General features: G+C 63.5%; 19 protein-coding genes. 5 read left to right on the forward strand and 14 right to left on the reverse strand.

The genetic code is table 11. The annotated features are described in order from the left end of the window. Both ACYPXD_RS26465 and ACYPXD_RS26470 read right to left on the reverse strand, forming a co-directional pair. A partial coding sequence (locus tag ACYPXD_RS26465; protein ID WP_459718518.1) for a reverse transcriptase N-terminal domain-containing protein occupies nt 1-357 on the reverse strand: 357 nt, incomplete at its 3' end. 1,410 nt (nt 358-1,767) lie between these two features. Continuing rightward, complete coding sequence (locus tag ACYPXD_RS26470; RefSeq protein WP_459718221.1) at nt 1,768-4,062, reverse strand: NADP-dependent malic enzyme; 2,295 nt, start codon at nt 4,060-4,062, stop codon at nt 1,768-1,770. Between the two features lie 215 nt (nt 4,063-4,277). Between ACYPXD_RS26470 and thiL the strand changes: the two genes are divergently transcribed. From thiL to ACYPXD_RS26490, 4 genes are all read left to right on the forward strand, one after another. Then, nucleotides 4,278-5,321, forward strand: coding sequence for a thiamine-phosphate kinase (thiL, locus tag ACYPXD_RS26475; RefSeq protein WP_459718225.1), 1,044 nt, complete (start codon nt 4,278-4,280; stop codon nt 5,319-5,321). Further along, complete coding sequence (locus tag ACYPXD_RS26480) at nt 5,311-6,021, forward strand: phosphatidylglycerophosphatase A family protein (RefSeq protein WP_459718228.1); 711 nt, start codon at nt 5,311-5,313, stop codon at nt 6,019-6,021. Before thiL ends, ACYPXD_RS26480 begins: the two co-directional genes overlap by 11 nt. Nucleotides 6,022-6,073: 52 nt before the next feature. Beyond that, nucleotides 6,074-6,574: a CinA family protein gene (locus ACYPXD_RS26485; RefSeq protein ID WP_459718232.1), complete on the forward strand. Its 501-nt coding sequence runs from the start codon at nt 6,074-6,076 to the stop codon at nt 6,572-6,574. A gap of 66 nt (nt 6,575-6,640) precedes the next feature. Continuing rightward, a complete protein-coding gene (locus ACYPXD_RS26490) occupies nt 6,641-7,156 on the forward strand; it encodes a cupin domain-containing protein (RefSeq protein WP_459718235.1) in 516 nt (171 codons plus the stop codon). A 20-nt stretch (nt 7,157-7,176) separates the two neighbouring features. Here the strand turns inward: ACYPXD_RS26490 and pyrF are convergent, their stop codons facing one another. From pyrF to ACYPXD_RS26545, 11 genes are all read right to left on the reverse strand, one after another. Beyond that, entirely contained in the window at nt 7,177-7,992 is an 816-nt protein-coding gene (gene pyrF, locus ACYPXD_RS26495) for an orotidine-5'-phosphate decarboxylase (RefSeq protein WP_459718238.1), read from the reverse strand. 132 nt (nt 7,993-8,124) lie between these two features. Further along, nucleotides 8,125-9,198, reverse strand: a complete 1,074-nt coding sequence (locus ACYPXD_RS26500; RefSeq protein ID WP_459718242.1) for an aldose 1-epimerase — start codon at nt 9,196-9,198, stop codon at nt 8,125-8,127. Between the two features lie 258 nt (nt 9,199-9,456). Further along, nucleotides 9,457-10,377, reverse strand: a complete 921-nt coding sequence (locus ACYPXD_RS26505; protein WP_459718245.1) for an SMP-30/gluconolactonase/LRE family protein — start codon at nt 10,375-10,377, stop codon at nt 9,457-9,459. Further along, on the reverse strand, nt 10,374-11,174 hold the full coding sequence (locus tag ACYPXD_RS26510) for an SDR family NAD(P)-dependent oxidoreductase (protein ID WP_459718248.1): 801 nt from the start codon (nt 11,172-11,174) through the stop codon (nt 10,374-10,376). Before ACYPXD_RS26510 ends, ACYPXD_RS26505 begins: the two co-directional genes overlap by 4 nt. A gap of 48 nt (nt 11,175-11,222) precedes the next feature. After that, entirely contained in the window at nt 11,223-12,242 is a 1,020-nt protein-coding gene (araH, locus tag ACYPXD_RS26515) for an L-arabinose ABC transporter permease AraH (protein ID WP_459718252.1), read from the reverse strand. An 18-nt stretch (nt 12,243-12,260) separates the two neighbouring features. Further along, nucleotides 12,261-13,784, reverse strand: coding sequence for an L-arabinose ABC transporter ATP-binding protein AraG (gene araG, locus ACYPXD_RS26520; RefSeq protein WP_459718256.1), 1,524 nt, complete (start codon nt 13,782-13,784; stop codon nt 12,261-12,263). 197 nt (nt 13,785-13,981) lie between these two features. Next, complete coding sequence (locus ACYPXD_RS26525) at nt 13,982-14,983, reverse strand: arabinose ABC transporter substrate-binding protein (RefSeq protein ID WP_459718259.1); 1,002 nt, start codon at nt 14,981-14,983, stop codon at nt 13,982-13,984. A gap of 184 nt (nt 14,984-15,167) precedes the next feature. Next, nucleotides 15,168-15,953, reverse strand: a complete 786-nt coding sequence (locus ACYPXD_RS26530; protein WP_459718262.1) for an SDR family oxidoreductase — start codon at nt 15,951-15,953, stop codon at nt 15,168-15,170. Beyond that, nucleotides 15,950-16,630 carry a 2-dehydro-3-deoxy-6-phosphogalactonate aldolase gene (locus tag ACYPXD_RS26535; RefSeq protein ID WP_459718265.1) on the reverse strand — a complete coding sequence of 227 codons (681 nt, stop codon included), beginning with the start codon at nt 16,628-16,630 and terminating at the stop codon, nt 15,950-15,952. Before ACYPXD_RS26535 ends, ACYPXD_RS26530 begins: the two co-directional genes overlap by 4 nt. An 85-nt stretch (nt 16,631-16,715) precedes the next feature. Further along, nucleotides 16,716-17,885 (reverse strand): 2-dehydro-3-deoxygalactonokinase, encoded by a 1,170-nt coding sequence (locus tag ACYPXD_RS26540; RefSeq protein WP_459718268.1) that lies wholly within the window; start codon nt 17,883-17,885, stop codon nt 16,716-16,718. Beyond that, nucleotides 17,882-18,817, reverse strand: a complete 936-nt coding sequence (locus ACYPXD_RS26545) for an IclR family transcriptional regulator (protein WP_459718272.1) — start codon at nt 18,815-18,817, stop codon at nt 17,882-17,884. Before ACYPXD_RS26545 ends, ACYPXD_RS26540 begins: the two co-directional genes overlap by 4 nt. A gap of 532 nt (nt 18,818-19,349) precedes the next feature. Between ACYPXD_RS26545 and ACYPXD_RS26550 the strand changes: the two genes are divergently transcribed. Continuing rightward, nucleotides 19,350-19,877 (forward strand): outer membrane protein, encoded by a 528-nt coding sequence (locus ACYPXD_RS26550; RefSeq protein ID WP_459718276.1) that lies wholly within the window; start codon nt 19,350-19,352, stop codon nt 19,875-19,877. 123 nt (nt 19,878-20,000) lie between these two features. Here the strand turns inward: ACYPXD_RS26550 and mtgA are convergent, their stop codons facing one another. Further along, the gene (mtgA, locus tag ACYPXD_RS26555) at nt 20,001-20,756 is read right to left on the reverse strand and encodes a monofunctional biosynthetic peptidoglycan transglycosylase (RefSeq protein ID WP_459718279.1); all 756 of its coding nucleotides are present in this window, start codon (nt 20,754-20,756) and stop codon (nt 20,001-20,003) included. Between the last annotated feature and the right edge of the window lie 77 nt (nt 20,757-20,833).

Here is a 20,833-nt window from a genome sequence, read left to right on the forward strand (position 1 = left end):
ATTGGCCTTGGGGATAAAGACCCTCCGTAATGGCAGAGGCCTGTACCCGCGCCGCTTCAACCTGCCGATGGCTTCCCACCGGCTCTCAGGCGAATCCCATAGTTCGCGATCGACTCCAGCCGTTCGCGCACCCTGGTTCTGCGTAACACGTCGCACCGCGTACAACTTTGCGGACAACGTGCGGGTCAGCATCCGTTGCAGGGCTTTCACCCTGCGCCAGTCACCTTCCCGCGTCGCCTTCGCAATTCGAATCTGCATCCCTCTCACGTTCCGTTCAACCCGACGCCAATCTACGGCGTTCCAGTTGTCCGGCGCGTGGGAAAGCGCAGATCCGGTCTTTCGACCAGATACTTTCATGCTGCTCTCCTACTCGAAGAAGTGAATCCCGAGCGGAGAGCAGATCGCCCCTTGCGGGAGCAATCTGCTCCCGCAAGGGGGTTAAAAACGTACGTTGACGGCCCAAGCGGCCCGTCAGCAATCACCAATTCCAGCTAAGGGTTAGTCAGCCGTCCTGCGACGGTAGACCAGACGGAAGTCTGCCTGCTTTCGCATGAGGTAATGTCTCAACCCCTATCCGAACCATTACAGCCCGGCATTCGCTTTTTCCGTCCTCCCATACCCGCACAGTCCACAGCGTCCCTTGCGGTTCGCCTGCCAGCCTTACTGCGCTGGCAACCATACGGGCTTACCACGTTCCCGGCATGTCACACGACTGATTTAGGTTCTGCCTATTCCCCGGCGGTCTAACGACGACGTAACCCGAACTTCCAACGAGTTATCCGACCGCACACCTTTTGGTTGATGCCTATCAGCAGCTTTGGCATTCATCCTTATCACGAGGTTTATCAGCAGTTCACTTACATTAACCATATCAGTCAGCCTAGCTCCTCGACCCCGTTTGCTGCTAGGAGTCTCCGTACGGGTATCTCACGATCTCCGTCCACCCGAAACGTCCGGGGGCTACATTGTCAGAAGAGCTTCACACCCCACCGTTACCAGTGACGCATGTCTTCCTAGGCTACTGCTAGTCGCATAGCAGGTTCACTTCCCTCGATCAGACGCGAGCGAGGTCGAACAATGACATACCGAGCTTGCGCTCGTACTTGCAGCGATTCGTTGCCGGAAGGTCCGGGTATTACATACTCCAATCCGCTTGTTAGCGGAGTTGAAGCCGCTAACTGGCGGAACCTGATGGGTAATCAGGTCAATGCAATCACGTCCAACGATACGAATATCGTTGACCGTCTACGGCAGCAATTCCTAGTCAAACAGCACCGGTCTCGCTTCGCTACACAGGGGTGGCCTCAAGGTGCCACCAAATGGGACGGCTCTCGCCGTCCAGTCGATGCGACGCGTGTCGCACGAAAGTCGTAAGGGTATCGCTAATGGACCCCGGAAGCAACGCTCGTTCGGAAAATGAAAGGTTTTAGACGAGGCAATCCGCGAGCACAAATAAACCTCGCATCGGGCGCGTTCCGGCCCGCTCGCTCGTCTTGACAACTCTTTACAGCGAAACTTATCTTGAACAAGATAAAATTCAACCAAGGCGAGATGCGGGGCAGTACCTCATGCCTCCTTGCCCCCGGCGATCCACAAAACGGAATGCCAGCATCCGGCCTTTTTGGGTGAATCGATCCCCTGCTCACCCTGGGCGTGCCCATTGCGGGCACGCCTCTTTTTGCGGGTGGAGGTCAAGGCGTGAAGGGTGAGAGGCGGAGGGCGCTTAACGCGTGGCGTTCACACCCTCAATGCGCGGCGTTCACATGCTTAACGCGCTGCGTTCACATCCGCCACGAGCAGCGCCGTCATATTGACGATCCGGCGCACCGTCGCCGAAGCGGTCAGCACATGCACGGGCTGCGCGGCGCCCAGCAGAATCGGACCGATCGCGATGTTATTGCCCGCGGCCGTCTTCAGCAGGTTGTACGAGATGTTCGCCGCGTCGATGTTCGGCAGCACGAGCAGGTTCGCATCGCCTTCGAGCGTCGATTCCGGCAGGATCTCGCGGCGCAGGTTCGCGTCGAGCGCGACGTCGCCGTGCATCTCGCCATCCACTTGCAGGTCGGGCGCATGCTCCTTCAGCATGGCAAGCACCTCGCGCATCTTCTGCGCGGACGGCGCGTGGCTCGTACCGAAGTTCGAATGCGACACGAGCGCAACCTTCGGCTCGATGCCGAAGCGCCGCACTTCCTCGGCCGCCATCACCGTGATCTCGCACAGTTGCGCAGGCGTCGGATCGACGTTCACGTGCGTATCGACGAGGAAGATCTGCCGGTTCGGCAGCACGAGCGCGTTCATCGCCGCATAAACGCTCGCATTTTCCTTCTTGCCGATCACCTGATCGATAAAGTGCAGATGACGATGCGTCGTGCTGATCGTGCCGCAGATCATGCCGTCCGCTTCGCCCTTCTTCACGAGCATCGAACCGATCAGCGTCGTGCGGCGGCGCATTTCGAGCTTCGCCATCTGCTCGCTGATGCCCTTGCGCGCCATCATCTTCGCGTACGTCTGCCAGAAATCGCGATAGCGCTCGTCGTGGTCGGTATTGACGATCGTGTAATCCTGGCCCGCCACGAGACGCAAGCCATAACGCGCGATGCGCTGCTCGATCACGGCCGGCCGGCCGATCAGGATCGGCTTCGCGAGCTTCTCGTCGACGACGATCTGCACCGCGCGCAGCACGCGCTCTTCTTCGCCCTCGGCAAACACGATGCGCTTCTTGCCGGCGTCGACGCTGCGCGCGAGCTGGAAGATCGGCTTCATCGTCGTGCCGCTGTGATAGACGAACTGCTGCAGATGCTGTTCGTACGCGTCCATGTCCTCGATCGGACGCGTCGCCACGCCCGATTCCATCGCCGCCTTCGCGACAGCCGGCGCGACCTTCACGATGAGGCGCGGATCGAACGGCTTCGGAATCAGGTACTCGGGTCCGAACGACAGGTCCTGAATACCATACGCGGTGGCGACGATATCGCTCTGCTCCTGGCGCGCGAGTTCGGCGATCGCGTTGACCGCGGCGACTTCCATTTCACGCGTGATCGTCGTTGCGCCCACATCCAATGCGCCGCGGAAAATAAACGGGAAGCACAGAACGTTGTTGACCTGGTTCGGATAGTCGGTGCGGCCCGTTGCGATCACCGCATCGGGACGCACTTCGCGCGCCACTTCCGGCAGGATTTCCGGCGTCGGGTTCGCAAGCGCGAGAATCAGCGGCTTGTCGGCCATCTGCTTGACCATTTCCGGCTTCAGCACGCCCGCCGCCGACAGGCCGAGGAACACGTCCGCGCCGCCGATCACTTCAGCCAGCGTGCGCGCGCTGGTTTCGCGTGCGAAGCGCTCCTTGTCCGGATCCATCAGTTCGGCACGGCCCTTATAGACGACGCCCGCGAGGTCGGTCACCGTGATGTTTTCAAGTTGCAGGCCAAGATCGACGAGCAGATCGAGACACGCGAGCGCGGCCGCGCCGGCGCCCGATGCGACGAGCGTCACTTCGCGGATATTCTTGCCGACCACTTTCAGGCCGTTGAGAATCGCCGCGGCAACGACGATCGCCGTGCCGTGCTGGTCGTCGTGGAAGACCGGAATCTTCATGCGCTTGCGCGCTTCGCGCTCGACGATAAAGCAGTCCGGCGCCTTGATGTCTTCGAGGTTGATGCCGCCGAAGGTCGGCTCGAGCGCCGCGATCACATCGACGAGCTTGTGCGGGTCCGACTCGTTGAGCTCGATGTCGAACACGTCGATACCGGCAAACTTTTTGAACAGCGCGGCCTTGCCTTCCATGACCGGCTTCGATGCGAGCGGCCCGATGTTGCCGAGCCCGAGCACCGCGGTGCCGTTCGTGACCACGCCGACCAGGTTGCTGCGCGCAGTGAAACGCGCGGCATTAAGCGGATTCTCAACGATCTCTTCGCATGCGAATGCAACGCCCGGCGAATACGCGAGCGCGAGATCCCGCTGGTTGATCATCTGCTTGGTGGGCGAGACCGCGATCTTTCCAGGAGTCGGAAATTCGTGATAATCGAGCGCGGCTTCACGGAGTTTGCTATTGGCGGGATTCGACATAAGCGAGCCTGAATTGGCGGATTAGAATAGAAGTTCGACGGCATTGTAGCGCCAATCCCACAATACGAGCCTTTCAATCCGGGAACAACAGCTACGACGCAAACAGTGCTAAAAAGCGCGTTTGTGCCCATCGCATCGCAACATTCAGAAGTGTGTTGTGATCCTGAATGCAAGGCACGGCTTCCGTTGCCAACCGTACTCCGGACTCTTACCTCATGCTTTCCGAGTTCTTGCTGATCGACCGCTTCTTCGCGCGCCGTGCGGCGCGTGCACGCGCACCCACGGACGTCGCGGGCAGTGCGAGCCGCGCGCTTCGCGACGGCGCCGTTGCACTCGGCATCGGTGACGATTGCGCGCTGATCGCGCCGCCCGCCGGCGAGATGATGGCCATATCGACGGACATGCTCGTCGAAGGCCGGCACTTTTTCGCCGACATCGAGCCGCGCGCGCTCGGTCACAAGGCACTCGCCGTGAACCTGTCGGACCTCGCCGCGATGGGCGCGAAACCGCAGGCGTTCACGCTCGCGTTCTCGCTGCCGCGCGCGGACGAAGCATGGCTTGCCGCGTTCAGCGACGGGCTCTTCGACATCGCCGAGCGCTTCGGCTGCGAACTGATCGGCGGCGATACGACAGGGGGTCCGCTCAATCTGTGCATCACCGTGTTCGGCTCCGTGCCGGCTCATGTTGCACTGCGTCGAGATGCGGCTCGCGCGGGCGACGACATCTGGGTGTCGGGCACGCTCGGCGATGCGCGCGCGGGGCTCGGCGTCGCGCGCGGCGAATGGCAAGCGGACGCGAACGACGCCGCGCACTTTCGTCACGCACTCGAACGCCCCGAGCCGCGCATCGAACTCGGCCTTGCGCTGCGCGGCCTCGCGCATGCCGCGCTCGATATCTCCGACGGACTCGCGGGCGATCTGATGCACATCCTCGAACGCTCGCAGATGAATGCGACCGTCGATGCGGACGCGCTGCCTCGCTCGGCGCAATTGAGCCGGCTGCCCGCCGACGTGCAGCGCCGCTGCACGATCGCGGGCGGCGACGATTACGAGTTGTGCTTTACGGCTCCGGTCGCCGCACGCGCTTCAATTGAAAAAGTCAGTGACAACGCGGGCATTCGCACGACCCGCATCGGTACAATAAACGCTCCCGATTCGGCCGCCGCCCCGCCCACGATCGCCACGATCGCGTGGCACGATGCAGCGGGCGCGCCGCTTACATTGACGTTGCAAGGCTTCGATCATTTCCATGCAGACTGAACCTTCGGTCGGCTCCGCAGGCGGACCCATGCCGGGCGAACCGGCGGCCGGCGCCCCAGTGCCGGGCGCAACCGCACACGACGCTTCTGCGACCAGCGCGTCGGCATCCGGCGCTTCGGGCGCAAACCGTCCGTCAAACGACCACCCGAGCTCCAACGGCGCGGACCTGTCACGCGAGGCAAACGGCGTCGGCAACCGCGGTCCGCGCAAACCGGGTCCGCGTCGCGCGACGGCCCGCTTCATGTTGTCGCATCCGTGTCATCTGATTTCACTCGGCTTTGGCAGCGGGCTGTCTCCGGTCATGCCCGGCACGATGGGTACGCTCTTCGCGTGGGCGTCGTTCGCGGCGTTCGCCGAGCGGCTCACGGTGATCGAATGGGGCATTCTGATCATCGCGGGTTTCTTCGGCGGAATCGCGATCTGCGGCTTTACCGCGAACCGTCTTGGCATCGACGATCCGTCACCGGTCGTCTGGGACGAAATCGTCGCGTTCTGGCTCGTGCTGCTGCTGGTCACACCGGTGTCGCTCACCGGGCAGCTCTGGGCGTTCGTGCTGTTCCGTTTCTTCGACATGGTGAAACCACCGCCGATCCGTTACTTCGACCGCAGACTGAAAGGCGGCTTCGGCATCATGTTTGATGATCTCGTCGCCGCGTTTTTCACGTTGCTCGTGATCGCGTTGTGGCGAATGGCGGTCTGAGCCGGCACGCCTTCGTCAGACCTACTGAACCGGAAAACCAAGCGGAACCAGCATGTCTACCGATACCGTCGTTCACCAACTTGCGATCCGCGCCGGCAACCGCCTGCGCGATGAGCGTCTGATGCTCGCGACCGCCGAGTCGTGCACGGGCGGCATGGTCGCGACCGCGATCACCGATATTTCGGGCAGCAGCGGCTGGTTCGAGCGCGGCTTCGTCACGTACTCGAACCAGGCGAAAAGCGAAATGATCGGTGTACCCGCCGACATGATCGAGAAGCACGGCGCGGTCAGCGAGCCCGTTGCGCGCGCGATGGCGGAAGGCGCGCTGCGCAACAGCCGCGCCCAGGTGTCGCTGGCGATTACCGGCATTGCGGGACCCGGCGGCGGTACGGAAACGAAGCCGGTCGGGATGGTGTCGTTCGGCTGGAGCAACCGGCTGCATACGGTGGTCGAGACACTCGTATTCAAGGGCGATCGCGAGCGAATTCGTGTGCAGGCAGCCGAGCATGCATTGCGCGGGCTGCTCAAATTGCTGGATGAAAGGGAGCGCTGAGGCGTTCTGCAGGGTGAAGCTTCATGCGAAGCTCCATTCCTCACTATCCGTTGCCACGACCGAGCCATGCCGACGAATTCGAAAGACGAACTGATCCGCCGCTTCGACTTGCAGCCGCACCCCGAAGGCGGCTATTACCGCGAGACGTATCGCGCGGCGCAAACCATCCACCGTCAGGAAAACGCGAACGAGCCGCGCTCGGCGTCGACGGCGATTTACTACATGTTGTGCGACGGCGCGTATTCGCGTTGGCACCGGCTGAAGTCCGATGAAGTCTGGCACTTCTATGCGGGCGAACCGCTCCATGTGCACGTGCTCGACCGTCAAGGCAAGCTCACCACCCATCGGCTCGGCAACGCGCTCACCCATCCGGACACCGTGTTTCAGGCGGTCGTGCTGGGCGGCGACTGGTTTTCCGCCGAGTGCGAAGACCCGGCGAGCTTCGCCGTGGTCGGCTGCACGGTCGCGCCGGGGTTCGAGTTCAGCGAGTTCGAAGTGGGCGACGTCGCGCAGTTGCAGGCGCAGTTTCCTGCGCATCGGGCGCTGATTGCGCGGCTTGGGCCGGTGAAAGGTGGCGCGTAACTCCCGCAACGGGTAGCCGGTCAACGATACGCGTTGATCGAATCCCGCGTCTTCTGCGCCGCAGCGCCCGCCGCTTCCGCATAATCGTCGCCCTTGCCCGCGTAGAGGATCGCGCGCGACGAATTGATCAGCATCCCCGTGCCCGCCGCGGTGCGCCCCGCGCGCACCGTCGCCTCGACATCGCCGCCCTGCGCGCCGATCCCCGGAATCAGCAGCGGCATATCGCCGACCAGCCCGCGCACCACTTCGATTTCCTTCGGGAACGTCGCGCCGACCACCAGCCCCAACTGGCCGCTCGTGTTCCATTTCTGCGCCGCGAGTTGCGCAACGGTCTGATAGAGCGGCCGGCCGCCGGCATCGAGAAACTGCAGATCCGAGCCGCCCGGGTTCGACGTGCGACACAGCACGATCACGCCCTTGTCCTTGTGCTCGAGATACGGCTCGAGCGAATCGAAGCCCATATACGGGTTCACCGTCACCGCATCGGCGCGGTACCGGTCGAACGCTTCGCGCGCGTATTGCTCGGCTGTGCTGCCGATGTCGCCGCGCTTCGCATCAAGGATCACCGGCAGTTCCGGGTGTTTCAAATGGATATGCGCGATCAGCTGTTCAAGTTGATCTTCCGCGCGATGTGCGGCGAAATAGGCGATCTGCGGCTTGAACGCGCAAGCATACGGCGCCGTCGCATCGACGATCTTGCGGCAAAAATCGAAGATCGCATCCGACCGGTTCGCGAGCGCGCCGGGAAACTTCGCCGGCTCCGGATCGAGCCCGACGCACAGCAGCGAGTTCGAGTTTTGCCAGGCGAGATTGAGCGTGTGAATGAAGGAAGTCATCGTGGAACCCGGGTGGAAGCCGCGCGGGGCATCGTGTGCAGGAAAGGCGCGTATTTTACTCGCGTCTTATGCGCGGGCGCGCCGTGAATACGGCGCAGCCGCCCGCGCATCGCCGCTACTCGCGCACGAACCTCACTGCCGCCGCGCGCCCCTGCCACCCGCGACCGCGCGCAGGCCGACATGCTCGACCGTGAACCGGAACGTTCGCGACAACCGCTCGCCGCGCCCGAGCATCGTCATGCCATGCTCGGCCGCGCCGCCCGGCAGGTTCATCGCGTTGATCGGATGATCGACGGGCTCGAAGCAGAAGAAGTCTTCGCCGGGCGGCGTGTAAAGCACGTAGTAATCGGTGCTCGACGACACCGTCAGCGACAGACGCCGCTTCGGCCACACCACGGTCGCGTGCCCGCTCCAATCCGTGAATGCGTGGTTGACCATCGTGCGCGGCAGCGGATACGCCACGCCGAACTGCCACGCAGGCGGCACCGGCACCTGACGCACCGGCAGCCAGTCGTCGCCGGAAAGCCACAGGCCCGCGGCGGCCGCCGACAACTGCGTATCGTCGTCGCGGACCAGAAACGGGTGCACGCCGAGCCCGAACGGCAACAGGTCGCGTCCGACGTTCTCGATATCGAGCGTGATCACGAGCGTCGGACCCTCGAGCGTATAGGTCTGCGTGGCGCGATACGCATACGGCTTGCCGTCGCTGCGATCGAGCGTAAGGCGCACGCTTTCCTGCCCCGTATCGGCCACATGCCACGACGCGAGCCAGCCGTCGCCGTGAATCGGCAGCGATTCGCCGGCGCGATTGCACGGCACATCGACGGTGCGGCCGCCAACGGAAAAACGGCCGCCGCCGATGCGGTTCGAATACGGCAGCAGCGAGTAGCACGCGAGTTCGTTGGCGTCGGTCTGCGAGCTCACGTGGCGGCAGCGCCGGAACACGGGCACCAGGTTGCCTTCGCTGCGCCAGTCGAAGCGCGTCAGGCCGCCACCGAGATGCGGTGCGACATCGACACGCAAGTACGCATTGGCGAGCGTCACGTTATCGACTTCGCCCGCATTCGACGCGCCGATCGCAACCGCCGACGTGCTCGGCCCGGCCAGTACCGGATGCGTCGCCGCCCGAAGACGCGCGCGACGCGTCTGGGTTGGCGAGGAAGAAGAAGCGGAAGAAGACGGGACAGCAGAATTCGCGACAGTCATTTCAAAGCTCCCTTCGAGAGGCATCGAATGTCGCCGTCACAGACGGCGGCTATGCGGGCGGCGCGGGAAGCCGGCCGCCTCTTTGGTCTGTGCTGCATGCTGCGAATTGCCCTGCTTCAAGCGAAAAAAATGAGTGAAAACCCGTTAAAACGCGGTGACGCGCGATGCATGGAAGTCACCCGGATGCCGGGGCGTCGGAGCGTCGGAGCGCCAAACCAACAAAACCAGCAGAACTTTAAATCAGGTCGCGCCGCGGCTCTAGCGTGGGATACCCTCGAACAGCGGCTCCGGCAAACCGCGCCGCGCCGGCGTCGCGATAAACACGCCGCCTGCCAGCGAATCGTCGCGCAGCGCATCGGCATCGAGACCGACGCGCGCACTCGTCACATAGAGCGTCGCAAGCCGCGCACCGCCGAGCGCCACGCAACTGGGCTGCGCGGTCGGCACCGTCACGCGCTCCGTCTCGACGCCGTTCGCATCGTAGCGCACGACGCGCGCGCCGCCCCAATGCGCGTTCCACAAGCCGCCGTCGGCGTCGACGGTCGACCCATCGGGCTCGCCCGTCGCATCGGTCAGCCGCACGAACCGGCGCTCATTCGACACGCGCCCGTGCGCGCCATAATCGCACGCGCAAATCTCGCGGGTCGGCGAGTCGCAAAAATACATCGTCGCGCCGTCGGGACTGAACGCGATGCTGTTCGAAATCGCCGGCGCCGGCAGCGGCAGCCGTTCGAGCGTCAGATCGCGATTGAGCCGGTAGAAGCCGCCGATCGGCCGCGCCGGCGCGCCTTCGTCTTTGGTGCCGAACACGAAGCGCCCCTGGCGGTCGCACCGGCCATCGTTGACACGCGTGTTCAAACCCGGCTCGACTTCGACGATCGTCTCGATCTCGCCGGTCGCCAGGTCGAAGAACGCAAGACGCGATGCGAGCCCGAGCAGCAGATAGTGCGGATCGGCGCACAGCGCAAACGTGGCAAGGCGCTCGGGCATCGTCCACGACGTGCTGCTCGCAGCGCGCGGATCGTAGCGCCACAAGCGCGCGCCTTCGATATCGACCCAGTAGAAGCGGTTGCTGCGCGCACACCATGTCGCGCCTTCGCCGAGCGCGCATTTCGCGTCGATTGCGAGCGCCGCCCGCTTTTCCTGTGCTTTTGCCTGCACCACAACTTCCCCGTTCATGCCCACCCTCCGTCGACAATCAGGTCTTGCGCGGTGATCATCCGGCTATCGTCGGCGGCGAGAAAAAGCGCCATGCGCGCGATATCGTCCGGCATCAGTTCCGCATCGATGCACTGCCCTTCCTTGATCGCGCGGCGGCCCGCATCGTCGAGCCACAGACGTTTCTGCTTTTCCGTCATCACCCAGCCGGGCACCAGCGAATTGACGCGAATATGAAACGGCCCGAGATCGCGCGCCAAGCCGCGCGTGAGCCCCTGCACCGCCGATTTCGCCATCACGTACACCGGATAGTTGCCGTTTTTCAGCATCCAGCTGATCGAGCCGAGATTGATGATCGAGCCGCCGCCCGCCGCTTTCATATCGTCGACCACCGCCTGCGCGGCAAAGAACTGATGCCGCACGTTGACCGCGATACCGGCGTCGAACGACTCGGCCGTCACGTCCGCGATCCTGTGGCGCTTGTCGTTCGCCGCGTTATTGACGAGCACCGCGATCGGCCCGAGCGCCGCGCGCACATCGGCAATCGCCTTCTGCAGCGCGTCGATGTCGGTCACGTCGCAGCGCGCGAACAGCGGCTTGTGCCGCGAGTCGCCGAGTTCGTCGGCGAGCGCGTCGCCGGCCGTTTCGTCGATATCGAAGAACGCGACACGCGCGCCCTGCGCCGCGAAATGCTCGACGAAGGTCGCGCCGATGCCGGTCGCGCCGCCCGTGATCAGCACCGTGCGGTCCGTGAGGCTCGGATAGTGCGCATAGACATCGGCGGCATGCCGTGCGCTTGCGTTGGCCGGAGACGACATCGTTCGATTCCCCTAAAGGTCGATCACACGTTGCGTATCAGTTGGACATCAATCGCGCGAACCGCGATTCTTCAACTGGTCGAGCAGCACCGCGGCGAGCAGGATCGCGCCGCGCACGAGGTACTGATAGAACGCATCGATATTGAGCAGGTTCATCACGTTCTCGACGGTACCCATGATCAGCACGCCGATCACCACCCCTGAGATCGTCGCGCGGCCGCCGAGCAGCGACACGCCGCCGAGCACGCACGCGGAAATCACGTTGAGCTCGAAGCCTTCGGCCGCATTCGGCTGGCCCGACGTAATTCGCGAGGCCAGAATCACACCGGCCAACGCGGTCACCGCGCCCTGAATCAGGAAGATGTAGACGCGCGTGCGCTCGACGTTGATCCCCGCCAGACGCGACGCTTCCGGATTGCCGCCGATCGCGAGCGTATTGCGGCCATACACGGTTTGATTGAGCATCACGCCGAACACGATAAAGCAGATCAGCGTGACCCAGATCGGCAGCGAGACGCCGAAGAACGTAAGGCCGCCGAGCGCGATAAACGTCTCCGACGACACGCCGACCGCCTGCCCGTGCGACGCGATAAAACCGAGACCGCGCACGATTTCCATCGTCGCGAGCGTCGTGATCAGCGCGTTGATGCGCAAATACGCGATCACGGCGCCGTTCACGAAGCCGATCACCGCACCGGCGAACACCGCGGCCACGATCGCGATAAACGTGTTGCCGGTCGCATTGAGCACCATCGCGCAGAGCACGCCGGCAAACGCGACCGTCGAGCCCACGGACAGATCGAAATCGCGCGACGCGAGACAGAACATCATCGTGCACGCGACCATGCCGATCTGCGAGATCGACAGCGCGAGGCCGAGCATATTCTCGATCGAGAAGAAGTGATCGACCGTCAGCGACATCGTGATGAACATCACGACGAAAATCACGATCAGGCTGTATTCGGTGATCTGCTGCCACCATTTCTGGCGATCGTTCGCCTGCGGAATCAGCGCTTCGGCGGCGCTTTTCGCCGCCTGTTGCGCGAGGTTTTCTTGAGCTTGTTGCATGTCGTTGCTCCTCAGACTTCAGGCCGCCTGTGCGGTTTCGGATACTGTCGAACTCTTCGGCAAGGCGAGATTCAGCACCGACTGCTCGGTTGCCGCGCCGCGCGCCAGTTCGCCGGAAATGCGGCCTTGCCGCATCACGACGATGCGGTCGGAAACGCCGAGCACTTCCGGCAATTCCGACGAAATCATCACGATCGCGCAGCCGCGCTCGGCGAGCTGGTAGATCACGTTGTAAATCTCGTGCTTCGCGCCGACGTCGATACCGCGCGTCGGTTCGTCGAGAATCACGACCTTCAGATCGGGCTCCGCGAGCCAGCGCGACAGAATCGCCTTCTGCTGGTTGCCGCCCGACAGAAAGCGGATTTTCTGGCGACGGCTCGGCGTCTTGATCTTCAGAAGCTTGATAAAGCGGTCCGCGGTTTCCGCTTCCTTCTTGCGATCGAGAAAAATGCCCGCGCGCAGATAATGCCGCCGGCAGCTGATATTGATGTTCTCGGATACCGACGCGATCGCGACGATCCCCTCTTCCTTGCGGTCTTCGGGGCACAGCACGATGCCCTGGCGGATCGCGTCGCCGGCGCTTTTCACCTTGATTGGCTTGCCGTCGAGCGTGAGTTGGCCGCCCTTTTTCGGATCGTCGCCGTAAACCAGATGCATCAGTTCGCTGCGGCCCGCGCCGACGAGGCCGAAGAACCCGACGATCTCGCCGCGCCGCACCTCGAAGCTCGCCGGCTCCGCGAGCGGCCCGCCTTCGATGGCCTTCGCCGAAAAGCGCACTTCGCCGAGCGCGCGCGGCGTGTAGTTATAGATATCCGAAATTTCACGGCCGACCATTTCGCTGACGATCGTGTCGCGGCTCACGCCTTCGAGCGTCTCGTGCGAGGCGATCTTGCGGCCGTCGCGGAAAATCGTGCAGGCGTCGCACAGCTGATAGATCTCGTCCATGCGGTGCGAGATATAGATCAGCGCGCGGTTGTCGGCGCGCAGATCGCGCACGAGCTTGAACAGCACTTCGGTTTCGCGATGCGACAGCGAACTCGTCGGCTCGTCGAGCGCGATCACGCGCGCATTGCGCATCAACGCCTTGCAGATTTCGACCATCTGCCGTTGTGCGATCGAGAGCTTGCGCAGCTTCGCGTCCGGATCGAGCTCGACGCCCATCGCGGCAAGCTGCTCGCGCACATGGCGCTTCGCATGGCGCTTGTTGACCCAGCCGAGCGTATTGGGCAAGCGGCCGAGCATCAGGTTTTCCGCGACCGTCAGATCGGGCACGTACTGCAGTTCCTGGTGAATCACCGCGATGCCGGCCGCGATCGACGCGCCGGCGCTGCCGAAGTGCACCTCGTTGCCGTCGATCAATACACGCCCCGAGTCCGGCTGATATTCGCCGCCGAGGATCTTGAGCAGGGTCGATTTCCCCGCGCCGTTCTCGCCCATCAGGCCGTGCACCTGGCCCGCATGCACGTCGAACGTAATGCCGTCGAGCGCGCGTACGCCAGGAAACACCTTGCCGATACTGTCAAAACGCAGCGTCGCTGACACTTCGCCTCCTGTTGCCACTTGTGTTTGCGCGGTTTGCCCCGGGTTTGCTCCGGGTTTTCCTGTCCCAAACCGGTCGCACGAATCCGCAAAACGCGCGGACGTCACAGGCGTCCACGCGCTTTGCCGTTACTTCGTTGCTACGCTGTCGCTCTCACGTCTGTCTGACGCACTGACGAACCATCGTCAGCGGCACAGCTTTACTTCGACGCGAGACCCATCTCCTTACGCACTTCCGACACGTTGTCGCGCGTCGCGAGCATGCCGGTCGTCAGCGTCAGCAGCGGCGGCTCCTTGCCTTGCGTGATCCATGCGTACATCAGGTCCGACGTTTCCTCGCCGTGACGCTTCGGGCTGATGATCACGGTGCCGTAGAAGCCTGTCGGCTGCGGCTTCTTGAACTCGTTCAGTGCCGAATCCGAACCGCCGATACCGATGCCGATCATGTTGTCGGCTTTGAAGCCGCGGCCTTCGGCAGCGCGCACCGCGCCGAGCACCGCTTCGTCGTTGAGGCCGTAGGCAACCCAGTGCTTGAATTGCGGGTTCTTGGTGAGCGCGATGTTAGCCGCGTTGAATGCGTTTTCCGTGTCGGTCTTCGCTTGCGGCGCGGCGACGATGTTCGCCTTCGGGAAGCCCGCGGCGACCAGCGCGTCGGTCGCGCCAGCCGTACGGTCGTGCGCGGTCGGCAGCTGCTCGTAGGTCACGTCGATCGCGCCGACGTCCTTCATGTCCCAGCCGCGCTTCTTGATCTCGGCCGCGATGCCTTCGCCGACCTGCTTGCCGATGTTGTAAGCCGAGATGCCCATATGCGGCACCGACTCGATCGGCTTGCCCGAACCGTCGACGAGGCGGTCGTCGACCGTCATCATCTTCAGGCCGTCGGCCTTCGCCTTCGCCACGATGCCCGGTCCAAGCTTGACGTCCGGCGTGCAGATCACGAAGCCCTGCGCCTTTTGCGCGGCGAGGTTATCGATCGCGCTCATCACCTTCTCGCCCGACGGCGCGCCGATCTTCACGAGCGTAAAGCCCTTTTGCTTCGCGGCGATCTCGGCGAACTTCCACTCATCCTGGAACCACGGCTCTTCCGGCTGCTTCACGAGAAAGCCGATCTTGACCTGATCGGCCGCCTGCGCAACCGGCGCGTTGACCAGCACCGCCGTCGTCGCTGCCGCCGCGAGCGTGAGGAATATTCTGCGTTTCATGCTTGTCTCCTGACTAGTAACGAGAAGGTTATCGGCCGCGTCTTCTTGTACCGGGACTGACACACGCGGCCAGCGCGTCAACCGGTTCACTGTGCTCGTCACGCGTTGGCGTGGACGGTGCTCCTGCCGCTGTTGCTTTTGTTGCTCCTGTTGCTTTTGTTGCTCCTGTTGCTTTCGTCGTCCGTCAATCGTGATAAAGCGCCGAGCGCCCGCCATCGACGGTGATACAGCTCGCGTTGATAAACGGCGCTTCATCGGAGGCGAGAAACACCGCCGTCATCGCGACTTCTTCGGGACGGCCGATGCGCTTCATCGGCTGCAAATCGAGCGTCGCCTGCTGCGCGGCGGCCGGGTCCGGCTGGTTGTCCCACCATTCGCGCGTCAACTGCGTTTCGATATAGCCGGGCGCGATCGCGTTGACACGCACATTGCGCGGCGCGTATTCGATGCCGAGCGCGCGCGTGAGTCCGATTACGCCGTGCTTCGCGACCGGATACGGAAAGCAGCCCGGAATGATCTTGAACGAATGCGTCGACGCGATATTGACGATGCTGCCGCGGCCGCGTTCGACCATGCCCGGCAACGCCGCGCGGCAACCGTTCCAGACGCCGTCGAGGTCGACTGCGAAGCAGCGGCGCCAGTCGTCGTCGGTCATCGTCAGCGGGTCGCAGAACACGTTGATGCCCGCGTTGTTCACGAGTACGTCGAGCACGCCGAATGCGCGCTGCGCTTCGGCGACGGCATGCTGCACCGAGGCGGATTGCGTGACGTCGGTACGCACCGCGAGCACGCGTGCCGCGGCGCCGTTCGCCGCCGCTTCGATTTCTCGCGCCGTCTGCTGCGCGGTTTCGAGGTCGAGTTCCGCCAGCACGACCGCCGCGCCCTCGCGCGCAAACGCATGCGCGATCGCGGCACCGATACCGCGGCCGGCGCCCGTGATCAATGCGACCTTGCCGGCAAGGCGATTCATTTCTTTGCACCTGCGCGCGCGATGCGCAGCCCGTTGATAAACGCTTTCGCATGCGACGCGGTAATCGCAGCGCTCTGGCCCGGCTTGAACAGCGCGGAGCCGAGACCGAAACCGTTCGCGCCCGCGGTCAGGAACGGACCCATGTTGTCCGGTGTGATTCCGCCGACCGGCACCAGCGGCACCTGGGTCGCGATCACCGCGCGCCATGCCTTCACGACCTGGCAGCCGAGCTGCTCCGCGGGGAACATCTTCAGCACGTCGGCGCCGTTTTTAAGCGCGATAAACGCTTCGGTCGGCGTCGCCACGCCGGGCGAACAGGCCATCGCGTGCGACTTCGCCGCGCTCACCACTTCCGGGTCCGCATGGGGCATCACGATCAGTTCGCCGCCCGCCTGCTTCACCTGATGGACGAACTCGGCCCGCAGCACCGTACCCGCGCCGACGATCGCGTCGGGCGGCAGCGCCTGGCGGAGCGCTGCGATGCTGTCGAACGGCTGTGGCGAGTTGAGCGGCACTTCGACGATGCGAAAGCCCGCTTCATAGAGCGCGCGGCCGTGAGCGGCCGCATCGGCCGGCGTCACGCCGCGCAGGATCGCAATCAGCGGACACGCTTCGAAGGCGGCCATCAAGCCGGCGTGCGGCTGGTACGGTCCGGGCAGATTCAGTTCAGCTTGCATGATCGGTTCCCTGTCTGTTCCTTTCGCTGTTCCCTTGCCGGCGCGCGGGTCCTTTGCGTTGCAGTCCGCATCGATCGCTCGGGCGCTAGCCGTTGCGCGACGCGGGCGCGGCGCCGGCGGCGGGGGTCACGAGGCCGGCCTGCACGGCGATGCGCCACAGGCCCCGTTCGGTTGCATGTTTGACGAGCTCGGCCGACTGGCAGCCGTACTGCGTGAGCGCGAGCCGATACCGTTCGCACAGCGCCTCGTTGCCGATCAGGCGCAGCGTGCGGCCGGCAAGCGTCGACTGCTGACGCTCGAGCACCGCTTCGAGTCCGTTCAGTTCGTGGCCGATCAACAGCCCCGACAGATAGTCGGGCTGCTCTTCGCGCGAAAGCTGCGCGGTCAGTCCGAGCGTGCGTGTGCTGAAGATCGTCGCGAGCATGCCCGCGTGGCCGTGATTGCGCGCGACACTGATGCCGCGCAGAAACGCCGCCGTGTCGGGACGATCGGGCGTGGTCATGGTGCGGCCAAGGATCGTGTGCTCGGAAAGTGCGGCGAACACTTCGCCCGTCATGAACGTATAGAAGCGCTCGATGTGCGTGCCGCGCACGATCACCCACTTCGCGTGCGTGCCGGGTAAGCCGATCAGCGCGCTTTCTTCGTCGTTCGCGCTGGCATCCGGCCGGTTCGCGACGGTTACCGTGTCACCGGCAAGCGCGCCGAAAATCTGCGTCTCTTCGCCGCGCATCACGTTCGGCAGTTCGCCGCGCTCGAGAACGCCCGGCACGATATGGAGCGCGACGCCGCTCGCGGTCTGAATGCGCGCGAGGCCGCGCACGATCGCATCGGGGCTGGCCGGCGTGCCGACGTACGGCGCCTCTTTCCACCCCTGCGCGCTGCCGACCATGCCAGCCGCCATCACCGGCAGATGCGGCGCGTCTTCGAGCCAGCTGCCGCACACGGCGTCGAACGCAAGGTCGAAGCCGCCTTCGCTTGCGGCGCGCGGCAGGTTCATGATGCCGGCGGTCGACGCACGCGTTTCGAGCAATTGACCCGCTGCGTCGAACAGATAGGCACGCAGCGCGGTCGTGCCCCAGTCGAGCGCGATCAGCGCCGCCCTGTTGTTGCCGATGGCGCCTGACTCGCCGCCGGCGTCGGCGTCGGCGTCGGCGTCGGCTGCCGCGCCGCGGCGCTTATGCGCGTCGCGAGGCGCCGCTGCAGCACGCGTGGCGGAATTGACCGGGGTGGAGGGCGGTGCACCCAGTGCCGTCATCGCTTGATCCTGCGGGTTGCCGGTTGCGGTGCACGCCAGCCGAGTTCTTCCGAGATCGCGCGCGCTTCGCGCTGCACGACCGGAATCAGTTCGTCCATCCGCTCGAGCGACATATACGGAATCGTGCTCGCGACCGACAACGCCGCGACGATCGCACCGGACGCGTCGCGCACCGGCGCCGCGACACAGCGGATCGAGGCTTCGTTTTCTTCGAGATCGAAGGTGAAGCCGCCGCCCGAGTAGTTCGTCATGCGCTGCAAGAAGGTCGGCAGGTCGGGACGGTTGTCGGGCTTGAAGCTCACGCCCGCGAGCGCGCGGCGCGATGCGTCGAACAGCTTCTGCCATTGCTCGGGCGTGAGGTCGAGCATCATCGCCTTGCCGATACCGGTCGACGCGAGCGGCATCCGGTGACCGACGCGTGAACGCATCTCGAGACCGCGCGTGCCGGGAATCTTGTCGATATAGAGCACGTCGTCGCCGTCGCGCACGCCAAGGTGAATCGTGTCGTGCGTTTCTTCGGCAAGCGCGGCGAGATGCGGACGCGCGACGGTCGTCAGCGGCATCTGCTCGAGCGCGATCGTGCCGAGCTCGATCAGCTTCGGGCCGAGCAGATAGCCGCCCTGCACCTGGCGCAGATAGCGCGCCTGCACAAGGCTGCTGACGAGCCGATGCGTCGTGCTGCGCGTCGTGCCGAGCGCCGCGCCGAACGTGCGCAGATCGCGCACGCCAGCAGCCGCCGCTTCAAGAATCGCGAGGCCGCGCAGCAGCGTCTGCGTGCCGGCCTGTTGCGGTGTGATGTCGAGCAGCGTGCTCGGCAGCGCGATCGCGTCGCGGTCCGCGGGCGGGAGCGCCGTGCCGTTCGACGGGCGCACTACGGGTTGTCTCACCGCGTCGGACTCGGACCCGGCGTGATTGGTCATCGCTTTATTCATGGCGATCAGGCAAACGGGTTGGGGGTGTCAGGGGAACGTGATGCGCAACGTCGCGAGGGACGTCAAACAGACGCCGCGCGGCTCACGCGCGCCGGCTGTCGGCAGAACAGGAACGAGGCCATAGCGGGTTGTCTCCGATTCGTTTTGCGTTTCGTCACGCTTATGCTGCGGCGGCGCCGACGATGTCTTTTCGCCGGGGGACCGGCTGGTTGGAACGGATTGTAGGGCGCTTTTCCAAGATACACCAATATGTGAATAGATCAACCACATATTGGGACAACCATCGCAATCGACATCTTCCTCTCGATGTACCGGCTGACGCAGGCCTCGTCGCTTCCTTAACCCGCGATCGCAAAATTCATTTAAGAAGTGTCTGATTCAGTCAATTATCTGAAGTATCTAGTCTCGCATCTGCTTGCATTTAAGCCCCGCATCAATTGTCTTATATTGATTTGTTCATTTTTCGAATTACGACGAATCAAATGCAAACAGCGAACTTTTTATTTTCGATATGACTTCAATTAAGCTCTGGTTGTCCGCATTAACCTTCGCCGCGCTTGCGGGCATCGCGCACGCCCAAACGCCGGCGCAATCGACTGATTCGCAGCCCCCTGCTACGAACACGGCGCACTCGGAGTTCGCCGGTCCCTATCTCGGCATCAAGGTCGGTGGAAACTGGTCCGATGCGTCCGGCGCCGTCAACCAGGGCACGCATGGCACCGGGTTCTTCGGCGCGATGGCCGGCTACGGTTTCGATGTCGGGCGCTTTGTGCTCGGCGCCGAAGCATTCGGCGATTTTCACGGCGGATCGACGACGAAAGACGACGGTGGCCTCGACGTCCGCATCGGCATGCCGTTCAACAAGATCATGCCGTACGCGCGCATCGGCTTTACATCAGCGTGGCCGGATACGCGATTTCATGGCGGCCTCGGCGTCGAATACGCGATTTACAAAAATATCCATATCAGCGGTGAATGGACAGCCGACCAGTCGAATTCGAATGGAACAAAAAGAACCAATAATAGCTTTACAGTCGGCCTGACCTATTATTTCCGCTGAACCGGTATCCATCCTCGCGGGGAAACGAAAACGGCAACTGCGTTGCAAGCGCAGTTGCCGTTTTATTTTGTAGCGACGGGAGAAACCAGAACGAGGAGCCGCGTCCGCCAAATGGTCAGGCGCTCAATCGGGCAATTCCGCGGCCCCCATGCGCCGCGCGATCACACGCGCGCGCTGCGTCAGATAGCCCGAGTTGCGGTGCTCGTCGAAGTACTTCGGCCGCGGCAGCATGACCGCAAGCCGCGCCGCCTGACCGGCGGAAAGCCTGGCCGCCGTGGTCTTGTAGTAATAGCGCGCCGCCGCTTCCGCGCCATAGACGCCATTGCCCCATTCGACCGAGTTCAGATAGATCTCGAAGATGCGCTCCTTGTCCATCAGCGTCTCGAGCATCCACGTGATGATGAGCTCCTGTCCTTTGCGGATATAGCTCTTTTCGCGCGACAGGAAGAGATTGCGCGCGAGTTGCTGCGTAATCGTCGAGCCGCCCGCCACGATTTTGCCGCGCGCCTTGTTCTTCTCCCACGCCTGCAGGATCGCGTCGGTTTCATAGCCATTGTTGTTGACGAAGTTCGCGTCTTCGGACGCGATGATCGCGCGCTTCAGATTGCGCGAAATCTGGTCGTACGGCACCCACGTGTGCTGGATCGACAGATCGGGCCGGTCCTGCGCGAGACGCCACGCATCGGAGCGCATGAACGCCGTCGATTGCGGATTCACGTAGTTCCACAAGGCGATCTGCCCGAAGTAGAACGCCTGAATCGCAAACCATGAGAACGCGAACACGGCCACCGCGTACGCGGCCCAGCGGCCTGCGGTGATCGCCTTGGCGCCCGCGCCTGCTCGCGCTTTGTCCCTTTTCGAGCGCTTCGTTGTTCTCATGTTGTCCGCAATGCTCAACGCCGTTCGCCTGTAGAGAATGTCGTCGGAAGGTACGCTGCTCGCGATGCAAGCGCCCC

It is taken from the genome of Paraburkholderia sp. 2C, from assembly GCF_054589215.1.

Bases quoted from the DNA above. Each gene is read 5' to 3' on its own strand.
- ACYPXD_RS26470 (WP_459718221.1), bottom strand. From the start codon at position 4,062: ATGTCGAATCCCGCCAATAGCAAACTCCGTGAAGCCGCGCTCGATTAT.
- thiL (WP_459718225.1), top strand. From the start codon at position 4,278: ATGCTTTCCGAGTTCTTGCTGATCGACCGCTTCTTCGCGCGCCGTGCG.
- ACYPXD_RS26480 (WP_459718228.1), top strand. From the start codon at position 5,311: ATGCAGACTGAACCTTCGGTCGGCTCCGCAGGCGGACCCATGCCGGGC.
- ACYPXD_RS26485 (WP_459718232.1), top strand. From the start codon at position 6,074: ATGTCTACCGATACCGTCGTTCACCAACTTGCGATCCGCGCCGGCAAC.
- ACYPXD_RS26490 (WP_459718235.1), top strand. From the start codon at position 6,641: ATGCCGACGAATTCGAAAGACGAACTGATCCGCCGCTTCGACTTGCAG.
- pyrF (WP_459718238.1), bottom strand. From the start codon at position 7,992: ATGACTTCCTTCATTCACACGCTCAATCTCGCCTGGCAAAACTCGAAC.
- ACYPXD_RS26500 (WP_459718242.1), bottom strand. From the start codon at position 9,198: ATGACTGTCGCGAATTCTGCTGTCCCGTCTTCTTCCGCTTCTTCTTCC.
- ACYPXD_RS26505 (WP_459718245.1), bottom strand. From the start codon at position 10,377: ATGAACGGGGAAGTTGTGGTGCAGGCAAAAGCACAGGAAAAGCGGGCG.
- ACYPXD_RS26510 (WP_459718248.1), bottom strand. From the start codon at position 11,174: ATGTCGTCTCCGGCCAACGCAAGCGCACGGCATGCCGCCGATGTCTAT.
- araH (WP_459718252.1), bottom strand. From the start codon at position 12,242: ATGCAACAAGCTCAAGAAAACCTCGCGCAACAGGCGGCGAAAAGCGCC.
- ACYPXD_RS26525 (WP_459718259.1), bottom strand. From the start codon at position 14,983: ATGAAACGCAGAATATTCCTCACGCTCGCGGCGGCAGCGACGACGGCG.
- ACYPXD_RS26530 (WP_459718262.1), bottom strand. From the start codon at position 15,953: ATGAATCGCCTTGCCGGCAAGGTCGCATTGATCACGGGCGCCGGCCGC.
- ACYPXD_RS26535 (WP_459718265.1), bottom strand. From the start codon at position 16,630: ATGCAAGCTGAACTGAATCTGCCCGGACCGTACCAGCCGCACGCCGGC.
- ACYPXD_RS26540 (WP_459718268.1), bottom strand. From the start codon at position 17,885: ATGACGGCACTGGGTGCACCGCCCTCCACCCCGGTCAATTCCGCCACG.
- ACYPXD_RS26545 (WP_459718272.1), bottom strand. From the start codon at position 18,817: ATGAATAAAGCGATGACCAATCACGCCGGGTCCGAGTCCGACGCGGTG.
- mtgA (WP_459718279.1), bottom strand. From the start codon at position 20,756: ATGAGAACAACGAAGCGCTCGAAAAGGGACAAAGCGCGAGCAGGCGCG.